This is a genomic window from Neisseria sicca, assembly GCF_017753665.1.
Lineage (GTDB): Bacteria > Pseudomonadota > Gammaproteobacteria > Burkholderiales > Neisseriaceae > Neisseria > Neisseria flava.
The window spans coordinates 422,097-437,465 of record NZ_CP072524.1 but is presented as its reverse complement, the minus strand read 5'-3'; the positions used below and the strand labels follow the sequence as shown (position 1 = coordinate 437,465).

Genomic DNA, 15,369 nt, shown 5'->3' with positions numbered 1-15,369 from the left:
CGAGGACACACCCATGACCACCCCATTACTCACCGTCGAAAACCTCGACATCCGTTTCCAACTCCACGACAAAACCGTCCACGCCGTGCGCAACATCAGCTTCCAAGTCGCCAAAGGCGAAACCCTCGCCCTCGTCGGCGAATCCGGTTCAGGCAAATCCGTTACCGCCATGGCTCTCATGCGCCTCCTGCCCGAAAACAGCACCCGCTACGGACAAAACTCGCGCATCACCTTCGACGGCACATCCATCCTCGACGCAGACGAAAAAACCCTCCGCAGCCTGCGCGGCAGACGTATCAGCTTCATCTTCCAAGAGCCCATGACCTCGCTGAACCCCTTCATGAAAATCGGCACCCAGCTCACAGAAGCCCTGCGCGTCCACAACAAAACCATCACCCGCAAAGCCGCCCGCGAACGCATCCTCGACCTCCTCAACCGCGTCGGCATCCGCGAAGCAGAACGTCGTCTGAAACAATACCCCCACGAATTCTCCGGCGGTCAGCTCCAGCGCATCATGATCGCCATGGCGCTGCTCAACGACCCCGCCCTGCTCATCGCCGACGAACCCACCACCGCCCTTGACGTCACCATTCAGGCAGAAATCCTCGACCTCCTCCACGACCTCCAAAAACAAATGGGCATGGCGATTATCTTCATCACCCACGACCTCGGACTCGCAGAACACTACGCCGAAACCGTCTGCGTCATGAAAGACGGAGAAATCGTCGAGCGCGGCAAAATCAAACAAGTCTTCGCCAACCCGACCCACCCCTACACCGCCCAACTCATCCACTCCGTCCCCAAAGGCATGAAAGACCCCGTAGAAGGCAACCCGCCCGAGCTCATCCGCGCCGACGGCATCAACGTCCACTTCACCCTCAAACACAACTTCTTCGGCAAACCCCTCAAAACCTTCCACGCCGTCAAAAACATCAGCCTCGCCATCCGCCAAGGCGAAACCCTCGGCATCGTCGGAGAATCCGGTTCCGGCAAATCCACGCTCGGCAAAGCCATCATGCAAATGCTCCCCTACCAAGGCAGCATACAGTTCGACGGCAGCGACCTCGCCGCCCTCACCCCCGAGCGCGCGCGCCAGCTCAAAGCCGAACGCCAAATGGTCTTCCAAGACCCCTACGGCTCACTCTCCCCCCGCCTCACCGTCGGCGAAATCATAGGCGAAGGCCTCACCGTCCACCGCCCCGAAATGACCAAAGCCCAGCGTACCGAACTCGTCCTCAAAGTCCTCGACGAAGTCTCCCTGCCCGCCGACGCACTCAACCGCTACCCGCACGAATTCTCAGGCGGACAACGCCAACGCATCGCCATCGCCCGCGCCCTCATCCTGCGGCCCAAGTTCATCCTCCTCGACGAACCCACCTCCGCCCTCGACCGCTCCGTCCAAATCAAAGTCGTCGAACTGCTGCGCGGACTCCAAACCAAATACGGACTGACCTACATCTTCATCAGCCACGACCTCTCCGTCGTCCGCGCCGTCAGCGACAACGTCGCCGTCATGCAGCACGGAGAACTCGTCGAATACGGCAGCGCAGACCAAATCTTCCACCACCCGCAGAAAGACTACACCAAACGCCTCATCAACGCCGCCTTCGACCTCTGACCCAAGGTCGTCTGAAATCAAAAGTAGCGTGAGCTTTGCCCACGAACCCGCCTAACGCCAAAAGGTCGTCTGAAAACCCACTTTCAGACGACCTTTCTACAACCCTACCTACCTCAGCAACTTTCAACGCAAACTTTACCAATCCAACCCACGATTGCCTCCAGCAGCCACGCAGCGTGTACTTTACCCGCAAACCACCCAAATATAGTGGATTAAATTTAAATCAGGACAAGGCGACGAAGCCGCAGACAGTACAGATAGTACGGAACCGATTCACTTGGTGCTTCAGCACCTTAGAGAATCGTTCTCTTTGAGCTAAGGCGAGGCAACGCCGTACTGGTTTAAAGTTAATCCACTATACAAAAAAACCGTCCCAGACCTAACTCTGACAACAGGAGACCTTTGCAATAACATAGGTTACTAAAATTTTATGCTCAATCTCATTTTCAAAATGCAAAACCTTTCTGATTTTTCCTACTTTTTGCTCAATATTAGGAAGGTTTTAGTCAATTGAATTTTTTGGCGCATTTTTATGCGTCAAATTTCGTTAACAGAGACCTTTGCAAAAAAGCCCTTTCCCCGACAGCCGAAACCCAAACACAGGTTTTCGGCTGTTTCTGCCACTAATTGCTCCTGATTTTACCCAAATACCCCCTTAATCCTCCCCGGATACCTGATAATCAGGCATCCGGGCCGCCTTTTAGGCGGCAACAGGCACACTTAGCCTGTTAGCCGCTTTCAACAGGTTCAAACACATCGCCTTCAGATGGCTTTGCGCACTCACTTTAATCAGCCCAAAATAGGCTGCCCGGGCGTAGCGGAATTTACGGTGCAGCGTACCGAAGCTTTGTTCGACCACATAACGGGTCTTCGACAAATATCGGTTACGTTTGGTTTGCACTTCCGTCAGCGGACGGTTGCGGTGGGCTTTGCGCATAATGCCGTCCAGCAACCGATGGTCTTTCAGATGTTGCCGGTTTTCCGCACTGTCGTAGCCTTTGTCGGCATAGACGGTTGTGTCTTTGGCTATTCCTTCCAGCAAAGGCAACAGGTGGTTACACTCATGGGTATTGGCGGGGGTGATGTGCAGTTTCTCGATATAGCCTTCCTCATCGGTACGGGTATGTTGTTTGTAACCGAGTCTGTAGAGGCCGTTTTTCTTTGTCCAACGGGCATCTTTGTCCTTACTCGGTGTGGTTTGGCCGCTGACTTGTCCTTCTTCATCGACTTCTATAGCCTGACGCTGTTTGCTGCCGGCAGTTTGAATAATGGTGGCGTCAATGACGGCGGCGGATGCTTTCTCTACTTTTAGGTTTTTTTCGGTCAGTTGGCAGTTAATCAGTTCCAGCAATTCGGACAGGGTGTCGTCTTGCGCCAGCCAGTTGCGGTAGCGGCATAAGGTGCTGTAATCGGGGATGCTCAGTTCGTCAAAGCGGCAAAACAGGTTGAAATCGATGCGGATGATGAGGCTGTGTTCGAGTTCGGGATCGGAGAGGCTGTGCCATTGTCCGAGCAGGACGGCTTTGAACATGGACAACAGGGAATAGGCGGGACGGCCGCGGTGGTCTCGGAGGTAACGGGTTCTTTGACGATTCAGGTACTGTTCGACCGGCTGCCAATCAATCACTTGATCCAACTTCAATAGTGGGAAGCGGTCGATGTGTTTGGCAATCATGGCTTGTGCGGTTTGCCGGAAGAAGGTGCTCATGAGAAATCCCCTAAATGTCTTGGTGGGAATTTAGGGGATTTTGGGGAATTTTGCAAAGGTCTCTAACAGGCTATTTTTGCAAAGGTCTCAACAGTAGTGTGGGCTTCGCCTACAAATCCCCAAGATACAAAAAGGTCGTCTGAAACCCAACTTTCAGACGACCTTTTTTCTAACTCTATCTACTTCATCGCAGCCTTCAACGCAAACGCTGCCAGTAGCGCCCCTAAGCGGAATTTTCGGGGGATGGCGAGTCCTACTGTTTTATACAGGAGGCGTGTGCGGTTTAGTTCGCTACCCAAGTCCAGCAGCGTCATCAGCTTATCTGACTTGCGATCGTCCTGTTCTTTCCATTTACGCTGTTTCATATGCGATGCTTCGATTCTCAGGCGAACCAGCTTGGCTTCCAGTTGCAGCAGTTCGCGTGCTTCATCGCGTTCCTTTTTATTCATCGTCCTCTCCTTCCTGCATATCTTGACCGCGCAGGCAGGCGATGTCTGCCTGAATGTCCTGCAAGGTTGCTGCGATTTTGTTGTTTTGGCTGCGCCAGCCTTTTAACGCTTTGCCGAACAAAACCGCAATGACGATCAGGCAGACGATGGTTATCCCAAAGAATACCCATATCGCTGCGGTATCCGACAACACGCGGTTCAGTCCGAAAAGCAGGCTGATAAATGCAACCAGCAGTAAAATGCCTGATAAGACCAGCCATATGCTGATGCGAAACACGTTTTCTGCCTGCTCTGCCAAATCCAGATTCAAAATCTGCATCCGCAACAGGAACAAATCAACACCTTGATTCAGAAGCGTTTTCGTATGTTCGATATTTTGTCTGATGCCCATATTCCGATTTCCCTGATTGTTCCGAAACGGACAATCTGAAGGCTTTGGGGTCGTCTGAAATCTTTGCCGACCCGCATAAGCAAACGCCGCCGGAACAAGATTTCGGGAAATCGTGTCCGGACGGCATTCATGTTTTACCGATTAGCGGCGGTTCAGCAATACGCCGACGACCAAGCCTGCCAGTGCGGCAAAGCCCATCGCGTAATAAGGTTTGTCGTGTACTGCTGCATCAGCTTGGCGTGCGCCGCGTTTGATACGGTCACCTGCTTCATCGCTAAACTCTGCAAAGCGTTTTTTACCTTCTTTGAAACGCTCTTCTGCCTCTTCTTCAAATTCGTCGTATTTTTCGCGCGCGCGGTCGGCGTGGTATCTGATTCGGTCGCCGGCTTCTTCTTGAAAATCGTGTAAACGATCCTTGGCAGCTTCAAGTTTTTCCTGCAATTTGGCTTTGGCTTTTTTGCCCTCTTCCGAGCCGACTTCCACACCTTTGCTGTACAGCTCTTCAACATCGTTCATTACATCTTGAATGTCTTTCAACAAAGCTTCTTTGCGGGATTCAAAATCATGTTTTTTCATTACCTTCTCCTTGATGTCCATATGGGTGAAATAACAGATTATTCATCTGTTAACTGATTATAACCCCTTTACACTTCTTCTCAAGTCAATTCGGCTAAAGTTGGTTTGAAAACATGTAAAGATTAACGCTAGAGATAAAAAGGTCGTCTGAAAACCTGTTTCCAAGTTTTCAGACGACCTTTCGGTTTTTCAGTCAAAACGACTAAGCGTTATTACGCCAAGCCTTTTGCTTTCAACACTTCCAGCATGGTGCTGCCCAATTCGGCAGGGCTGCGGGTGTAGGCGATGCCGGCTTTTTCGAAAGCGGCAAATTTTTCTTCCGCAGTACCCTTGCCGCCGGAGATAATCGCACCGGCGTGGCCCATGCGTTTGCCTTTAGGAGCGGTAACACCTGCGATGTAACCTACAACAGGTTTGGTTACGTTGGATTGGATGTATTCGGCTGCTTCTTCTTCCGCAGTACCGCCGATTTCACCGATCATGATGATGGCGTCGGTATCTGGGTCTTCTTGGAAGAGTTTCAGCGCGTCGATTTGGTTCATACCCGGAATCGGGTCGCCGCCGATACCGATACAGGTTGATTGACCCAAGCCCAGTTTGGTAGTTTGTGCCACGGCTTCGTAAGTCAATGTACCGGAACGGGAAATGATGCCGATACGGCCAGGTTGGTGGATATGGCCCGGCATAATGCCGATTTTGCACTCGCCCGGAGTAATCACGCCCGGGCAGTTAGGGCCGACCAAACGTGTGCCGTTGCCGTTGGTTTCCAAATAGCGTTTGGCTTTGAGCATGTCCAGAGTCGGCACGCCTTCGGTAATCACAACCACCAAGCCTACGCCGGAATCAACGGCTTCAACGATAGAATCCAACACAAACGGAGCCGGAACGTAAATCACGGATGCGTCCGCGCCGGTTTCTTTAACGGCTTCTTTCATGGTGTTGAACACGGGCAGGTTCAGGTGGGTTTGGCCGCCTTTGCCCGGGGTAACGCCGCCGACGACTTTAGTGCCGTAAGCCAGAGCTTGTTCGGAGTGGAAAGTACCGTTTTTACCGGTGAAACCTTGAACCAATACTTTGGTGTCTTTATTAATCAATACGCTCATTCTTTTCTCCTTAGGCGTTTACGGCTGCGACAATTTTTTCGGCTGCGTCATTCAGGCCGTCGGCGGAAGTCAGTTTCAGACCTGATTCGTTCAGGATTTTCGCGCCGAGTTCGGCGTTGTTGCCTTCCAAACGGACAACGACAGGCACGTCAACGTTGATTTCTTTAACGGCTGCCACAATGGCTTCCGCAATCATGTCGCAACGGACGATACCGCCGAAGATGTTGATCAATACGCCTTTGACGGATTTGTCTTCGAGAATCAGTTTGAACGCTTCAACCACGCGCTCTTTAGTCGCGCCGCCGCCTACGTCGAGGAAGTTGGCAGGTTGGCCGCCTTTGAGTTTGATGATGTCCATGGTTGCCATCGCCAAACCTGCGCCATTCACCATACAGCCGATGTTGCCTTCCAGCGCAACGTAGTTCAGGTCGAATTCGGAGGCTTTCAGCTCGCGTTCGTTTTCTTGAGATTTGTCGCGCAATTCGGCGATTTTCGGCAGGCGGTAGAGCGCGTTGCTGTCGATACCGATTTTGCCGTCCACGCAGGCCAGCGCGCCGTTTTCGCGGACTGCCAATGGGTTTACTTCAAACAGGGCGAAGTCGTTTTCGACAAACGCTTTGTACGCGCCGGTCATCAGTTTGACGAATTCGTTGATTTGTTTGTCTTTCAAGCCCAGTTGGAACGCAACTTCACGCGCTTGGCAGGGTTGCAGGCCGACCAACGGATCAACGGTTACTTTGAAGATTTTTTCAGGGGTTTCGGCGGCAACTTTTTCGATTTCCACACCGCCTTCGGTCGAAGCCATGAATGTGATGCGACGGGTAGAACGGTCAACCACCGCGCCCAAATACAGCTCAGTTTGCACAGGATACATGTCTTCGCAAACCAAAACGCTGTTGACAGGTTGGCCGTTGGCATCGGTTTGGTAAGTTACCAAGTTGGTGCCAATCAGGCTTTCAGCCACTTCTTTAGCTTCTTCGCGGCTTTTAACGACTTTTACGCCGCCCGCTTTACCACGGCCGCCTGCGTGGACTTGGGCTTTGACGACGGCAAATTTGCCGCCCAGTTTGTCGTAAGCGGCTGCAGCTTCTTCGCCGTTGTGCGCCAAAATACCGCCTTGCACGGGCAAGCCGTAGCCTGCCAGCAGTTCTTTAGCCTGATACTCGTGTAGATTCATGGATTTCTCCTTTAGATTAGTGGAATGCCCTGAGACTGCCTCTGAATGGCAACCCCGTGCGTTTCAGACGACCTTTCGGCGGTCGGAAAATCATCGTTTCACTTGCTGAACGGCAACCACATCCGCGCAAGCAGATACATGATTGCGCCGCCGCCCCCGAGGATAAAAAAGACGATGCCTTTTTTACGCGAATTCGGGCAGAGCAGGTAAACGGCAAGGCTGAAACTGATAAACAACAATGCCACGCGCCAAACCAATTCTTTGTCTTTGAAACGGTTGAGCGTATAAGTTTCGGTCATCATCACATACATCTGCCACAACGCGGCCATACACATGCTGAGGATGCCCATCGGTATAAACAGGATACCGATTACTTCTTTATTCATAATTAAATGCTGTCTGTGAATGTATCGCCGATTATATAGTAGATTCAGCTTAAATCGTCATTCTGATACGAGAACGGCGGCAACTGATATGCCCTACTTTCTCTCTATACCCATCAGAACATCACTTGCGAACATTCATCTTTCCGAAAAGGTCGTCTGAAAAAATTTCAGACGACCTTTTATGCTTTACTTGTCCTGACTAGCCGTGCAAAGCGCGTTTATCGGCGGCCAGCGCAGCTTCGTGAACCACTTCGGACAAGGTCGGGTGGGCATGGATGATGCGGGCGATGTCTTCGCTGCTGGCAAAGAATTCAAGCGCAGTTACGCCTTCAGTGACCAATTCGCTGACAACCGGGCCGATCATGTGTACGCCCAAGATGCGGTCGGTTTTGGCATCTGCCAACACTTTGACTGTACCTTTGGCTTTACCCATCGCCAACGCGCGACCATTCGCACCGAAGCCGGAAGTACCTTTTTTGTATTCCACACCTTCGGCTTTGAGCTGTTCTTCGGTTTTGCCGACCCAAGCGATTTCGGGGTCGGTGTAAATCACGAACGGTACATTATTGAAGTCGATATGCGGTTTCTGACCGGCGATGCGCTCGGCAACCGCTACGCCTTCGTCGCTGGCTTTGTGCGCCAGCATCGGGCCGCGAACCACGTCGCCGATTGCCCAGACATTAGGCAGGTTGGTGCGGCATTCGCCATCCACTTTAATAAAGCCGCGCTCGTCTTTTTCCAAGCCGACGGCTTCGGCATTCAGACCTTTGGTGTTCGGAATACGACCGATGGCGACGATGAGTTTGTCGAATACTTCTGTTTTGGCTTCGCCTGCGGCGGTTTGGTAGGCAACGGAAACGCCTTTGCCTTCAGATTTGATGTCACCGATTTTCACACCCAGTTCGATGTTCAAGCCCTGCTCTTTGGTGAAATATTTGAAGGCTTCTTTGGCGATTTGCTGGTCGGCGGCGGCAAGGAAAGTCGGCATGGCTTCGAGGATGGTAACTTGCGAACCGACGCGGTTCCATACAGAACCCATTTCCAAACCGATCACGCCTGAACCGATAACGCCCAGTTTGGCAGGCACTTCGGTCAGGTTCAATGCACCTTCGTTGTCCAATACATTTACATTGTCGATGGCAACCTGCGGCAGCGGACGCGGCACGGAGCCGGTCGCTACGATGACGTGTTTGGCTTCGATAACGGTTTTTTCGCCTTTGTTATCGACTTCGATTTGGTAGGCATCGCCGTTTTTGCCGGCAAATGAAGCCGTACCGAACAGGCTGGTTACTTTGTTTTTTTGGAACAGGAATTTCACGCCGCCGGTAAGCTTGGTTACGATAGCGTCTTTGCGCGCAATCATTTTCGCCGCGTCAAATTTGATGTCGCCGACGCTGATGCCGTGTTCGGCAAAATCATGCTGCGCAGCATGGAAATGTTCGCTGGATTGCAACAGGGCTTTGGAAGGAATGCAGCCGACGTTCAGGCAGGTACCGCCCAGCGCGGGCGCATCGCCTGCTTTGTTGACGCCTGCATCGACACAGGCGGTTTTAAAACCCAGTTGGGCGGCGCGGATGGCGGCAACGTATCCGCCGGGACCTGCGCCGATGACTACTACATCGTATTGAGACATGTGAAAAATCCTTTGTTGTTTGATATTTTTGCCGCAGGAAAACCTTCAGCAAAAGTTTATCCACTATATTTTGCATGAGAGGTCGTCTGAAAACGCGGCTTCAACAAAATTAAAACTTATTCTGCCTTTTTCAGAGTGCGAAGCCTGCTCGCAGGCACGACCTATTCAAATTTCAGCCCGATTGGTTCGGACGCATCAGCGGCGGCAGGAATGCGGACTGTATTCCCTGACTTCCTGTCCGGTAAAATTGTTGTAAACGCGGACGGTAGCGTGCGGATAACGTTTGCACAAAACGCTGCGGGCGACGGGAATGCCTGCTTTGTTGCTGTCCATTTCAAAACGCTTGTTCAACATTCTGCCGCGCGCATCATAAGCGTTGACGGAATATTCCTTGCCTTCGAATGCGGCACACGCGCCAAGCAGGGAAACGACAGCCAAAAGCGGAAACAAGGAGATGGGTTTCATGGATATACTCCTATGGGTTTTCATACCGTTTGCTTCTGCACGGCAAATGGCAGCAACAAACTTTCTCCCTTAGATTTCAAACATCCCGCTGTTTTCAGACGACCTTTTTTCGTTTTAAGGTCGTCTGAAAACCGGTAAGCAGTCCGATTTCAAACTGCTTTGTTTTTATCCGCTTTATATCCCTTTGACCGCGTTTACAGATCCAACAACAGGCGTGCCGGGTCTTCCAGCGCGTCTTTGATGGCAACCAAAGTCAGCACGGCTTCGCGGCCGTCGATGATGCGGTGGTCGTAAGAGAGTGCCAAATACATCATCGGACGGACGACGACTTGACCGTTTTCTACGACTGCGCGCTCTTTGGTCGCGTGCATACCCAAAATGGCAGATTGCGGCGGGTTGATAATCGGGGTGGACATCATGGAGCCGAACGTACCGCCGTTGGTGATGCTGAACGTACCGCCGGTCAAATCTTCCAGCGCGATTTTACCGTCTTTGGCTTTTTTGGCGTAATCGACGATGGCTTGCTCGATGTCGGCAATGCTCATTTGGTCGGCATCTCGCAGAATCGGTACGACCAGACCGCGCGGGCTGCCGATAGCGATACCGATGTCGAAGTAACCGTGATAAACGATGTCGCTGCCGTCAACGGAGGCATTGACCACCGGATATTTTTTCAGCGCGGCAACGGCTGCTTTGACGAAGAAAGACATGAAGCCGAGTTTGGTACCGTGTTCTTTCTCGAATTTTTCTTTGTATTTCGCACGCAAGTCCATGATGGGTTTCATGTTGACTTCGTTGAACGTAGTCAGAATCGCGTTTTCCTGTTGCGAAGCTAAGAGACGTTCGGCAACACGGGCGCGCAGGCGACTCATCGGAACGCGTTGTTCCGGACGTACGCCCGCCGGAACAGGTGCAGGAGCAGCAGCGGGTGCAGCAGCAGGTTTGGCGGCGGCGTTTTGTACGTCTTCTTTCAAGACGCGACCGTCGCGGCCGGAACCTTGCAGCGCATTCACATCCACGCCGGTTTCGGCTGCCAGTTTGGCGGCGGCAGGCATGGCGGCATTGGTTTGCGCAGCGGCGGGAGCGGCTTCAGGCGCAGGAGCGGTGGCTGGGGCTTCAGCAGAAGCGGTAGCAGCGGTGTCGATGCGTGCCAATACTTGTTCGGCGGCAACGGTTTCGCCGTTTTGGGCGATGATTTCAACCAATACGCCGGCTTGTGGGGAAGGTACTTCCAAAACCACTTTGTCGGTTTCGATGTCAATCAGGATTTCGTCGCGCGCTACGGCTTCGCCGACTTTTTTCTTCCATTCCAAGAGCGTGCCTTCGGATACGCTTTCGGACAGCATGGGTACTTTTACATCAATAATCATTTTGTGTCTCCGGATGGTCGTTGGTTTTCAGACGACCTGTTGTGTGTTATCTCTTTTGTTTGGCGGGCGTTCCGTCTGAAGTGTTTCATTCGGAACGCCGCACCGTATTGCGTTACAGCGTCATTGCGTCTTCAACCAGTTGTTTCAGCTGGGCGACGTGTTTGCTCATATAGCCGACGGCTGGCGATGCGCTGCTCGGACGACCGGCGTAAGACAGTTTTTGGCTTTCGCCGATAACGTCTTCCAAGCGGTGGCGGATTTGGTAGAACGCGCCTTGGTTTTTCGGCTCTTCTTGCGCCCAAACTACGGATTTCGCGTTCGGATATTTCGCCAACTCTGCACGCACCTCGTCGTATGGGAACGGATAAAGCTGCTCAACGCGGACGATGGCGACATCGTTTTCCAGTTTGCGCTCGGCGCGACCTGCTTCCAAATCGTAGTAAACCTGTCCGGCGCAAAGAATCACGCGTTTCACGCTTTCATTGTTGCCACGCTCGGCGGTATCGCCGATAACGGGGCGGAAGCGCGAACCTTCGGTAAAGTTTTCCAGCGGACTCATCGCACCTTTGAAGCGCAACAGGCGTTTGGACATGAAAATCACCAGCGGTTTGCGGTACGAACCCAAGACTTGGCGTTGCAGCAGGTGGAACATTTGCGACGCTTCAGACGGCATGATGATTTGCATATTGTGTTCGGAGCACAGTTGCAACCAACGTTCTACGCGGCCGGATGAGTGTTCCGGACCCTGACCGTCGTAGCCGTGCGGCAGGATGGTGGTCAGACCGCAGAGACGGCCCCATTTGGTTTCGCCGGACGACAGGAATTGGTCGATGGTCACTTGCGCGCCGTTGGCAAAGTCGCCGAACTGCGCTTCCCAAATGGTCAGTTTGTCGGGCGCGGAGCAGGCAAAACCGTATTCGAACGCCATGACCGCTTCTTCATTCAAGATGGAGTCAATGACGAGGAATTCGCCTGCGCCTTCGCCCATATTGCGCAGCGGTACATAAGTGCCGTCATCCCATTTTTCGCGTTTTTGGTCGTGCAATACGGCATGACGGTGTGAGAATGTACCGCGTCCGGAGTCTTCGCCGGAAATGCGCACGCCGTGGCCTTTGGTGACCAAGTTGGCGTATGCGAGGGTTTCCGCCATACCCCAGTCAATCGGCTGACTGCCCGCAGCCATGCCTTTGCGCGCTTCGAGCACGCGTTTGGCAGTCGGATGCAGTGCAAAGCCTTCGGGGACTGCGGTAAATTTCTCGGCAAGACGCTCGATGTCAGCAGCGGGCAGGCCGGTTTCCACATCTTCACGCCAGTCTTTGCCTTGGTATTTGCTCCAGTCGATTTGCGTGCGTTGGAAATTGCTCAACGTCGTTTGTTCGACATGTTCGCCTTTATCCAAAGCATCGCGGTAGGCTTGGATATAGCCGTCGGCTTCTGCCTGCGTCACCACGCCTTCTGCAATCAGTTGCTCGGTGTACAAAGCACGCGCACCGGGGTGTTGCGATACTTTTTTGTACATCATCGGCTGGGTCAGGGTCGGATCATCGCCCTCGTTGTGGCCCCATTTGCGGTAGCAGACGACATCGATCACGATGTCTTTGTTGAATTTCTTACGGTAGTCCAAAGCGGCTTGGATGGCGAAGCAAACGCGTTCTGGATCGTCGCCGTTGACATGGATGACCGGAGCGGAAACCATTTTTGCCACGTCGGTACAATGCACGGTCGAGCGGGTATCGCGCGTATCGGAGGTGGTGAAGCCGATTTGGTTGTTGATGACGATATGGACCGTACCGCCGGTGGTATAGCCGCGCGTTTTGGACAGATTGAACGTCGCTTGGTTTACGCCCAAGCCGACAAATGCAGAGTCGCCGTGAATCAATACGGGCAATACTTTGTCGCGGCCATTTTCGCCCAGACGTTTTTGTTTGGCGCGTGCAGAACCTTCAACGACAGGATTGACGATTTCCAAGTGAGACGGGTTGAACGCCAAAGAAACGTGCATCGGACCGTTCGGCGTAGCGATGTCGGAGCTGAAACCCATGTGGTATTTTACGTCGCCGCTGGGCAGCTTGATTTCGGCGCGGCCTTCAAATTCGGCAAACAAATCGCCCGGTTTCTTGCCCAAGATGTTGACCAAGACATTCAGACGACCTCGGTGTGCCATACCGATGATGACTTCTTCAACACCGTCTTTACCTGCGTTTTGAATCAGGTAATTCAGACCGGCAATCACACTCTCGCCGCCTTCAACGCCGAAGCGTTTCTGACCGACATATTTGGTATGCAGGTAACGCTCCAAAGTCTCGGCAGCGGTCATTTCTTTCAGGATGCGGCGTTTCTGTTCGGCACTGTAACTCGGGGTAGACAGCACATCCTCGAAATAATTGCGCAACCAGCGGCGTTCTTCGGTATTGGGAATGTAGATGTATTCCAATGCCAAGTGACCGCAGTAGGTTTGTTTTAGGTTGCTGATGATTTGGGACAGAGGCAATTTGCTTTGGCCGGAAAAATCGCCCTCGCCCATATTGAACTGAACCGCCATATCGGCATCATTCAGTCCGTGGAATTTGGGATCGAGGGCTTCAATATTGCGTGGCGGAATACGTTTGAGCGGGTCAAGCTGAGCAGCACCCACACCTTGAATACGGTAAGCAGAAATCAACCGCAATACACCGACCTGTTTCTTCATCATGGCTTCGTCCATACCGCCTGCAATCGCCGCTGTCGATTTGGTTTTTGCCAAATTAGCGAAGGATTCACGAATCGGAGCATGGGCGACATCAACATCCGCCGCACCGGGCTGCTTGCTTAAGTCGGTGAAATATTGCTTCCATTTCTCATCGACAGAACTTGGGTTTTCCAAGAAATTCTCATACAACTCCTCGATGTAGGGAGCATTTGAACCGAACAGATAAGAAAAATTGAGTTTTTCATCCATCATGACACGAGCTCTTTTCTTTAAAATATAAACAAAGGGTAGAATTCCATGTGTTTCAACGGAATCCATGCCGTTTGAAATGACACTTCATTCTACCCTATTTCCAGCCAAATTACTTGTATCTGTTTCGTTTATTGCGGACAAACTCATTTAAAAAAGCTATTCGGCTTTCTCAAATAAAACTCCGACAACATATTAATATACCGATTATCAGCGTTTATCCGTCGGTACATAATCGCGACGTACGGCACCGGTATAAAGTTGGCGCGGACGACCGATTTTCAGCGAAGGATCGCTAATCATTTCATGCCAGTGCGAAATCCAGCCTACGCTGCGCGACAGGGCGAAAATGACGGTAAACATTTCGGTCGGAATACCCAGCGCAGACAGAACGATGCCTGAGTAGAAGTCGACGTTGGGGTAAAGTTTACGCTCTACGAAGAACGGGTCTTTCAGGGCGATTTGTTCCAATTCCATCGCCAGTTTGAATTTCGGACTGTCTTCCAAGCCCAATTCTTTCAACACTTCGTGGCAAGTCTCACGCATGATGCTGGCGCGCGGATCCATGTTGCGGTACACGCGGTGTCCAAAGCCCATCAGACGGTATTTGCGCTGTTTCACACCTTCCATGTATTCGGCAACACGGGATACATCGCCGATTTCGTCCAGCATTTTCAAGACGGCTTCGTTCGCACCGCCGTGAGACGCACCCCACAGACAGGCAATACCGGCAGCGATACAGGCAAACGGGTTCGCGCCTGAAGAACCTGCCAGACGGACGGTCGAAGTCGAAGCGTTTTGCTCGTGATCCGCATGAAGGATGAAGATGCGGTCAAGCGCACGCGCCAATACAGGATTAGGTTTGTAGTCTTCACATGGTGTGGCGAACATCATATGAAGGAAATTTTCGGAATAAGAAAGATTGTTTTTCGGATAATTGAACGGCAGACCGTTGGAATAACGGTAACACATCGCAGCAATCGTCGGAATTTTGGAAATCAAACGGTAAATCGCGATTTTGCGGTGTTCGGGATTGGTAATATCCAAACTGTCTTGATAGAACGCAGACAGCGCACCGACCACACCGACCATCATCGCCATAGGATGGGCATCGCGGCGGAAACCGCGGAAAAACCAAGTCAGTTGCTCATGCAACATCGTATGACGGCGGACGGTATTGTCAAATTCTGCCTTTTGTTCAGGTGTCGGCAATTCGCCGTAAATCAACAGGTAGCAGACTTCCAGATAATCAGATTTTTCTGCAAGCTGCTCAATGGGATAACCACGGTAATACAGCAAGCCTTCGTCACCGTCGATATAAGTGATTTTAGACTCGCAGCTTGCTGTTGAAACGAAGCCGGGGTCGAATGAGAATAAACCTGTACTTTTCGTCAGGGTGCGGATATCGACCACGTCATGACCGATGCTCGCTTCCAATACGGGCAGTTCTAAATCCTCTTGATTGGGTACGTTGAGTTTAATTGATTTGGACATATTTATCGCTCCTTTGTAAGTTGGGGCTTTCGTTACTGCCTATGCAGCACGGTCTTTGTTT

The 15,369-nt window shown here is 52.0% G+C and carries 13 protein-coding genes; 1 reads left to right on the top strand and 12 read right to left on the bottom strand.

The annotated features are described in order from the left end of the window. Positions 1-13: 13 nt before the first annotated feature. Positions 14-1,618, top strand: coding sequence for an ABC transporter ATP-binding protein (locus J7445_RS02045; protein WP_070655976.1), 1,605 nt, complete (start codon positions 14-16; stop codon positions 1,616-1,618). A 700-nt stretch (positions 1,619-2,318) separates the two neighbouring features. Here the strand turns inward: J7445_RS02045 and J7445_RS02040 are convergent. The 12 genes from J7445_RS02040 to gltA all read right to left on the bottom strand — a co-directional run bounded on the left by J7445_RS02040 (position 2,319) and on the right by gltA (position 15,308). Then, entirely contained in the window at positions 2,319-3,326 is a 1,008-nt protein-coding gene (locus J7445_RS02040) for an IS5 family transposase (RefSeq protein ID WP_209282970.1), read from the bottom strand. Positions 3,327-3,505: 179 nt separating this feature from the next. Next, positions 3,506-3,775 carry a hypothetical protein gene (locus J7445_RS02035; RefSeq protein WP_070655974.1) on the bottom strand — a complete coding sequence of 90 codons (270 nt, stop codon included), beginning with the start codon at positions 3,773-3,775 and terminating at the stop codon, positions 3,506-3,508. Further along, positions 3,768-4,166: a phage holin family protein gene (locus J7445_RS02030; protein ID WP_070655972.1), complete on the bottom strand. Its 399-nt coding sequence runs from the start codon at positions 4,164-4,166 to the stop codon at positions 3,768-3,770. Before J7445_RS02030 ends, J7445_RS02035 begins: the two co-directional genes overlap by 8 nt. 141 nt (positions 4,167-4,307) lie before the next feature. Next, complete coding sequence (locus tag J7445_RS02025; protein ID WP_070655970.1) at positions 4,308-4,742, bottom strand: ElaB/YgaM/YqjD family protein; 435 nt, start codon at positions 4,740-4,742, stop codon at positions 4,308-4,310. Positions 4,743-4,954: 212 nt separating this feature from the next. Further along, on the bottom strand, positions 4,955-5,845 hold the full coding sequence (gene sucD, locus J7445_RS02020; protein WP_003755541.1) for a succinate--CoA ligase subunit alpha: 891 nt from the start codon (positions 5,843-5,845) through the stop codon (positions 4,955-4,957). 10 nt (positions 5,846-5,855) lie between these two features. Continuing rightward, entirely contained in the window at positions 5,856-7,022 is a 1,167-nt protein-coding gene (gene sucC / locus J7445_RS02015) for an ADP-forming succinate--CoA ligase subunit beta (protein ID WP_003741782.1), read from the bottom strand. A gap of 98 nt (positions 7,023-7,120) precedes the next feature. After that, positions 7,121-7,408 (bottom strand): hypothetical protein, encoded by a 288-nt coding sequence (locus J7445_RS02010; protein ID WP_070496246.1) that lies wholly within the window; start codon positions 7,406-7,408, stop codon positions 7,121-7,123. 199 nt (positions 7,409-7,607) lie between these two features. Further along, a complete protein-coding gene (gene lpdA / locus J7445_RS02005; RefSeq protein ID WP_003741784.1) occupies positions 7,608-9,041 on the bottom strand; it encodes a dihydrolipoyl dehydrogenase in 1,434 nt (477 codons plus the stop codon). Positions 9,042-9,236: 195 nt separating this feature from the next. Beyond that, positions 9,237-9,506, bottom strand: coding sequence for a hypothetical protein (locus tag J7445_RS02000; protein ID WP_009312043.1), 270 nt, complete (start codon positions 9,504-9,506; stop codon positions 9,237-9,239). 194 nt (positions 9,507-9,700) lie between these two features. Next, a complete protein-coding gene (gene odhB / locus J7445_RS01995) occupies positions 9,701-10,876 on the bottom strand; it encodes a 2-oxoglutarate dehydrogenase complex dihydrolipoyllysine-residue succinyltransferase (protein ID WP_070655966.1) in 1,176 nt (391 codons plus the stop codon). Positions 10,877-10,988: 112 nt separating this feature from the next. Then, a complete protein-coding gene (locus J7445_RS01990; RefSeq protein ID WP_070655964.1) occupies positions 10,989-13,817 on the bottom strand; it encodes a 2-oxoglutarate dehydrogenase E1 component in 2,829 nt (942 codons plus the stop codon). Positions 13,818-14,024: 207 nt separating this feature from the next. Continuing rightward, positions 14,025-15,308, bottom strand: a complete 1,284-nt coding sequence (gltA, locus tag J7445_RS01985; RefSeq protein ID WP_070655962.1) for a citrate synthase — start codon at positions 15,306-15,308, stop codon at positions 14,025-14,027. Positions 15,309-15,369: the final 61 nt, after the last annotated feature.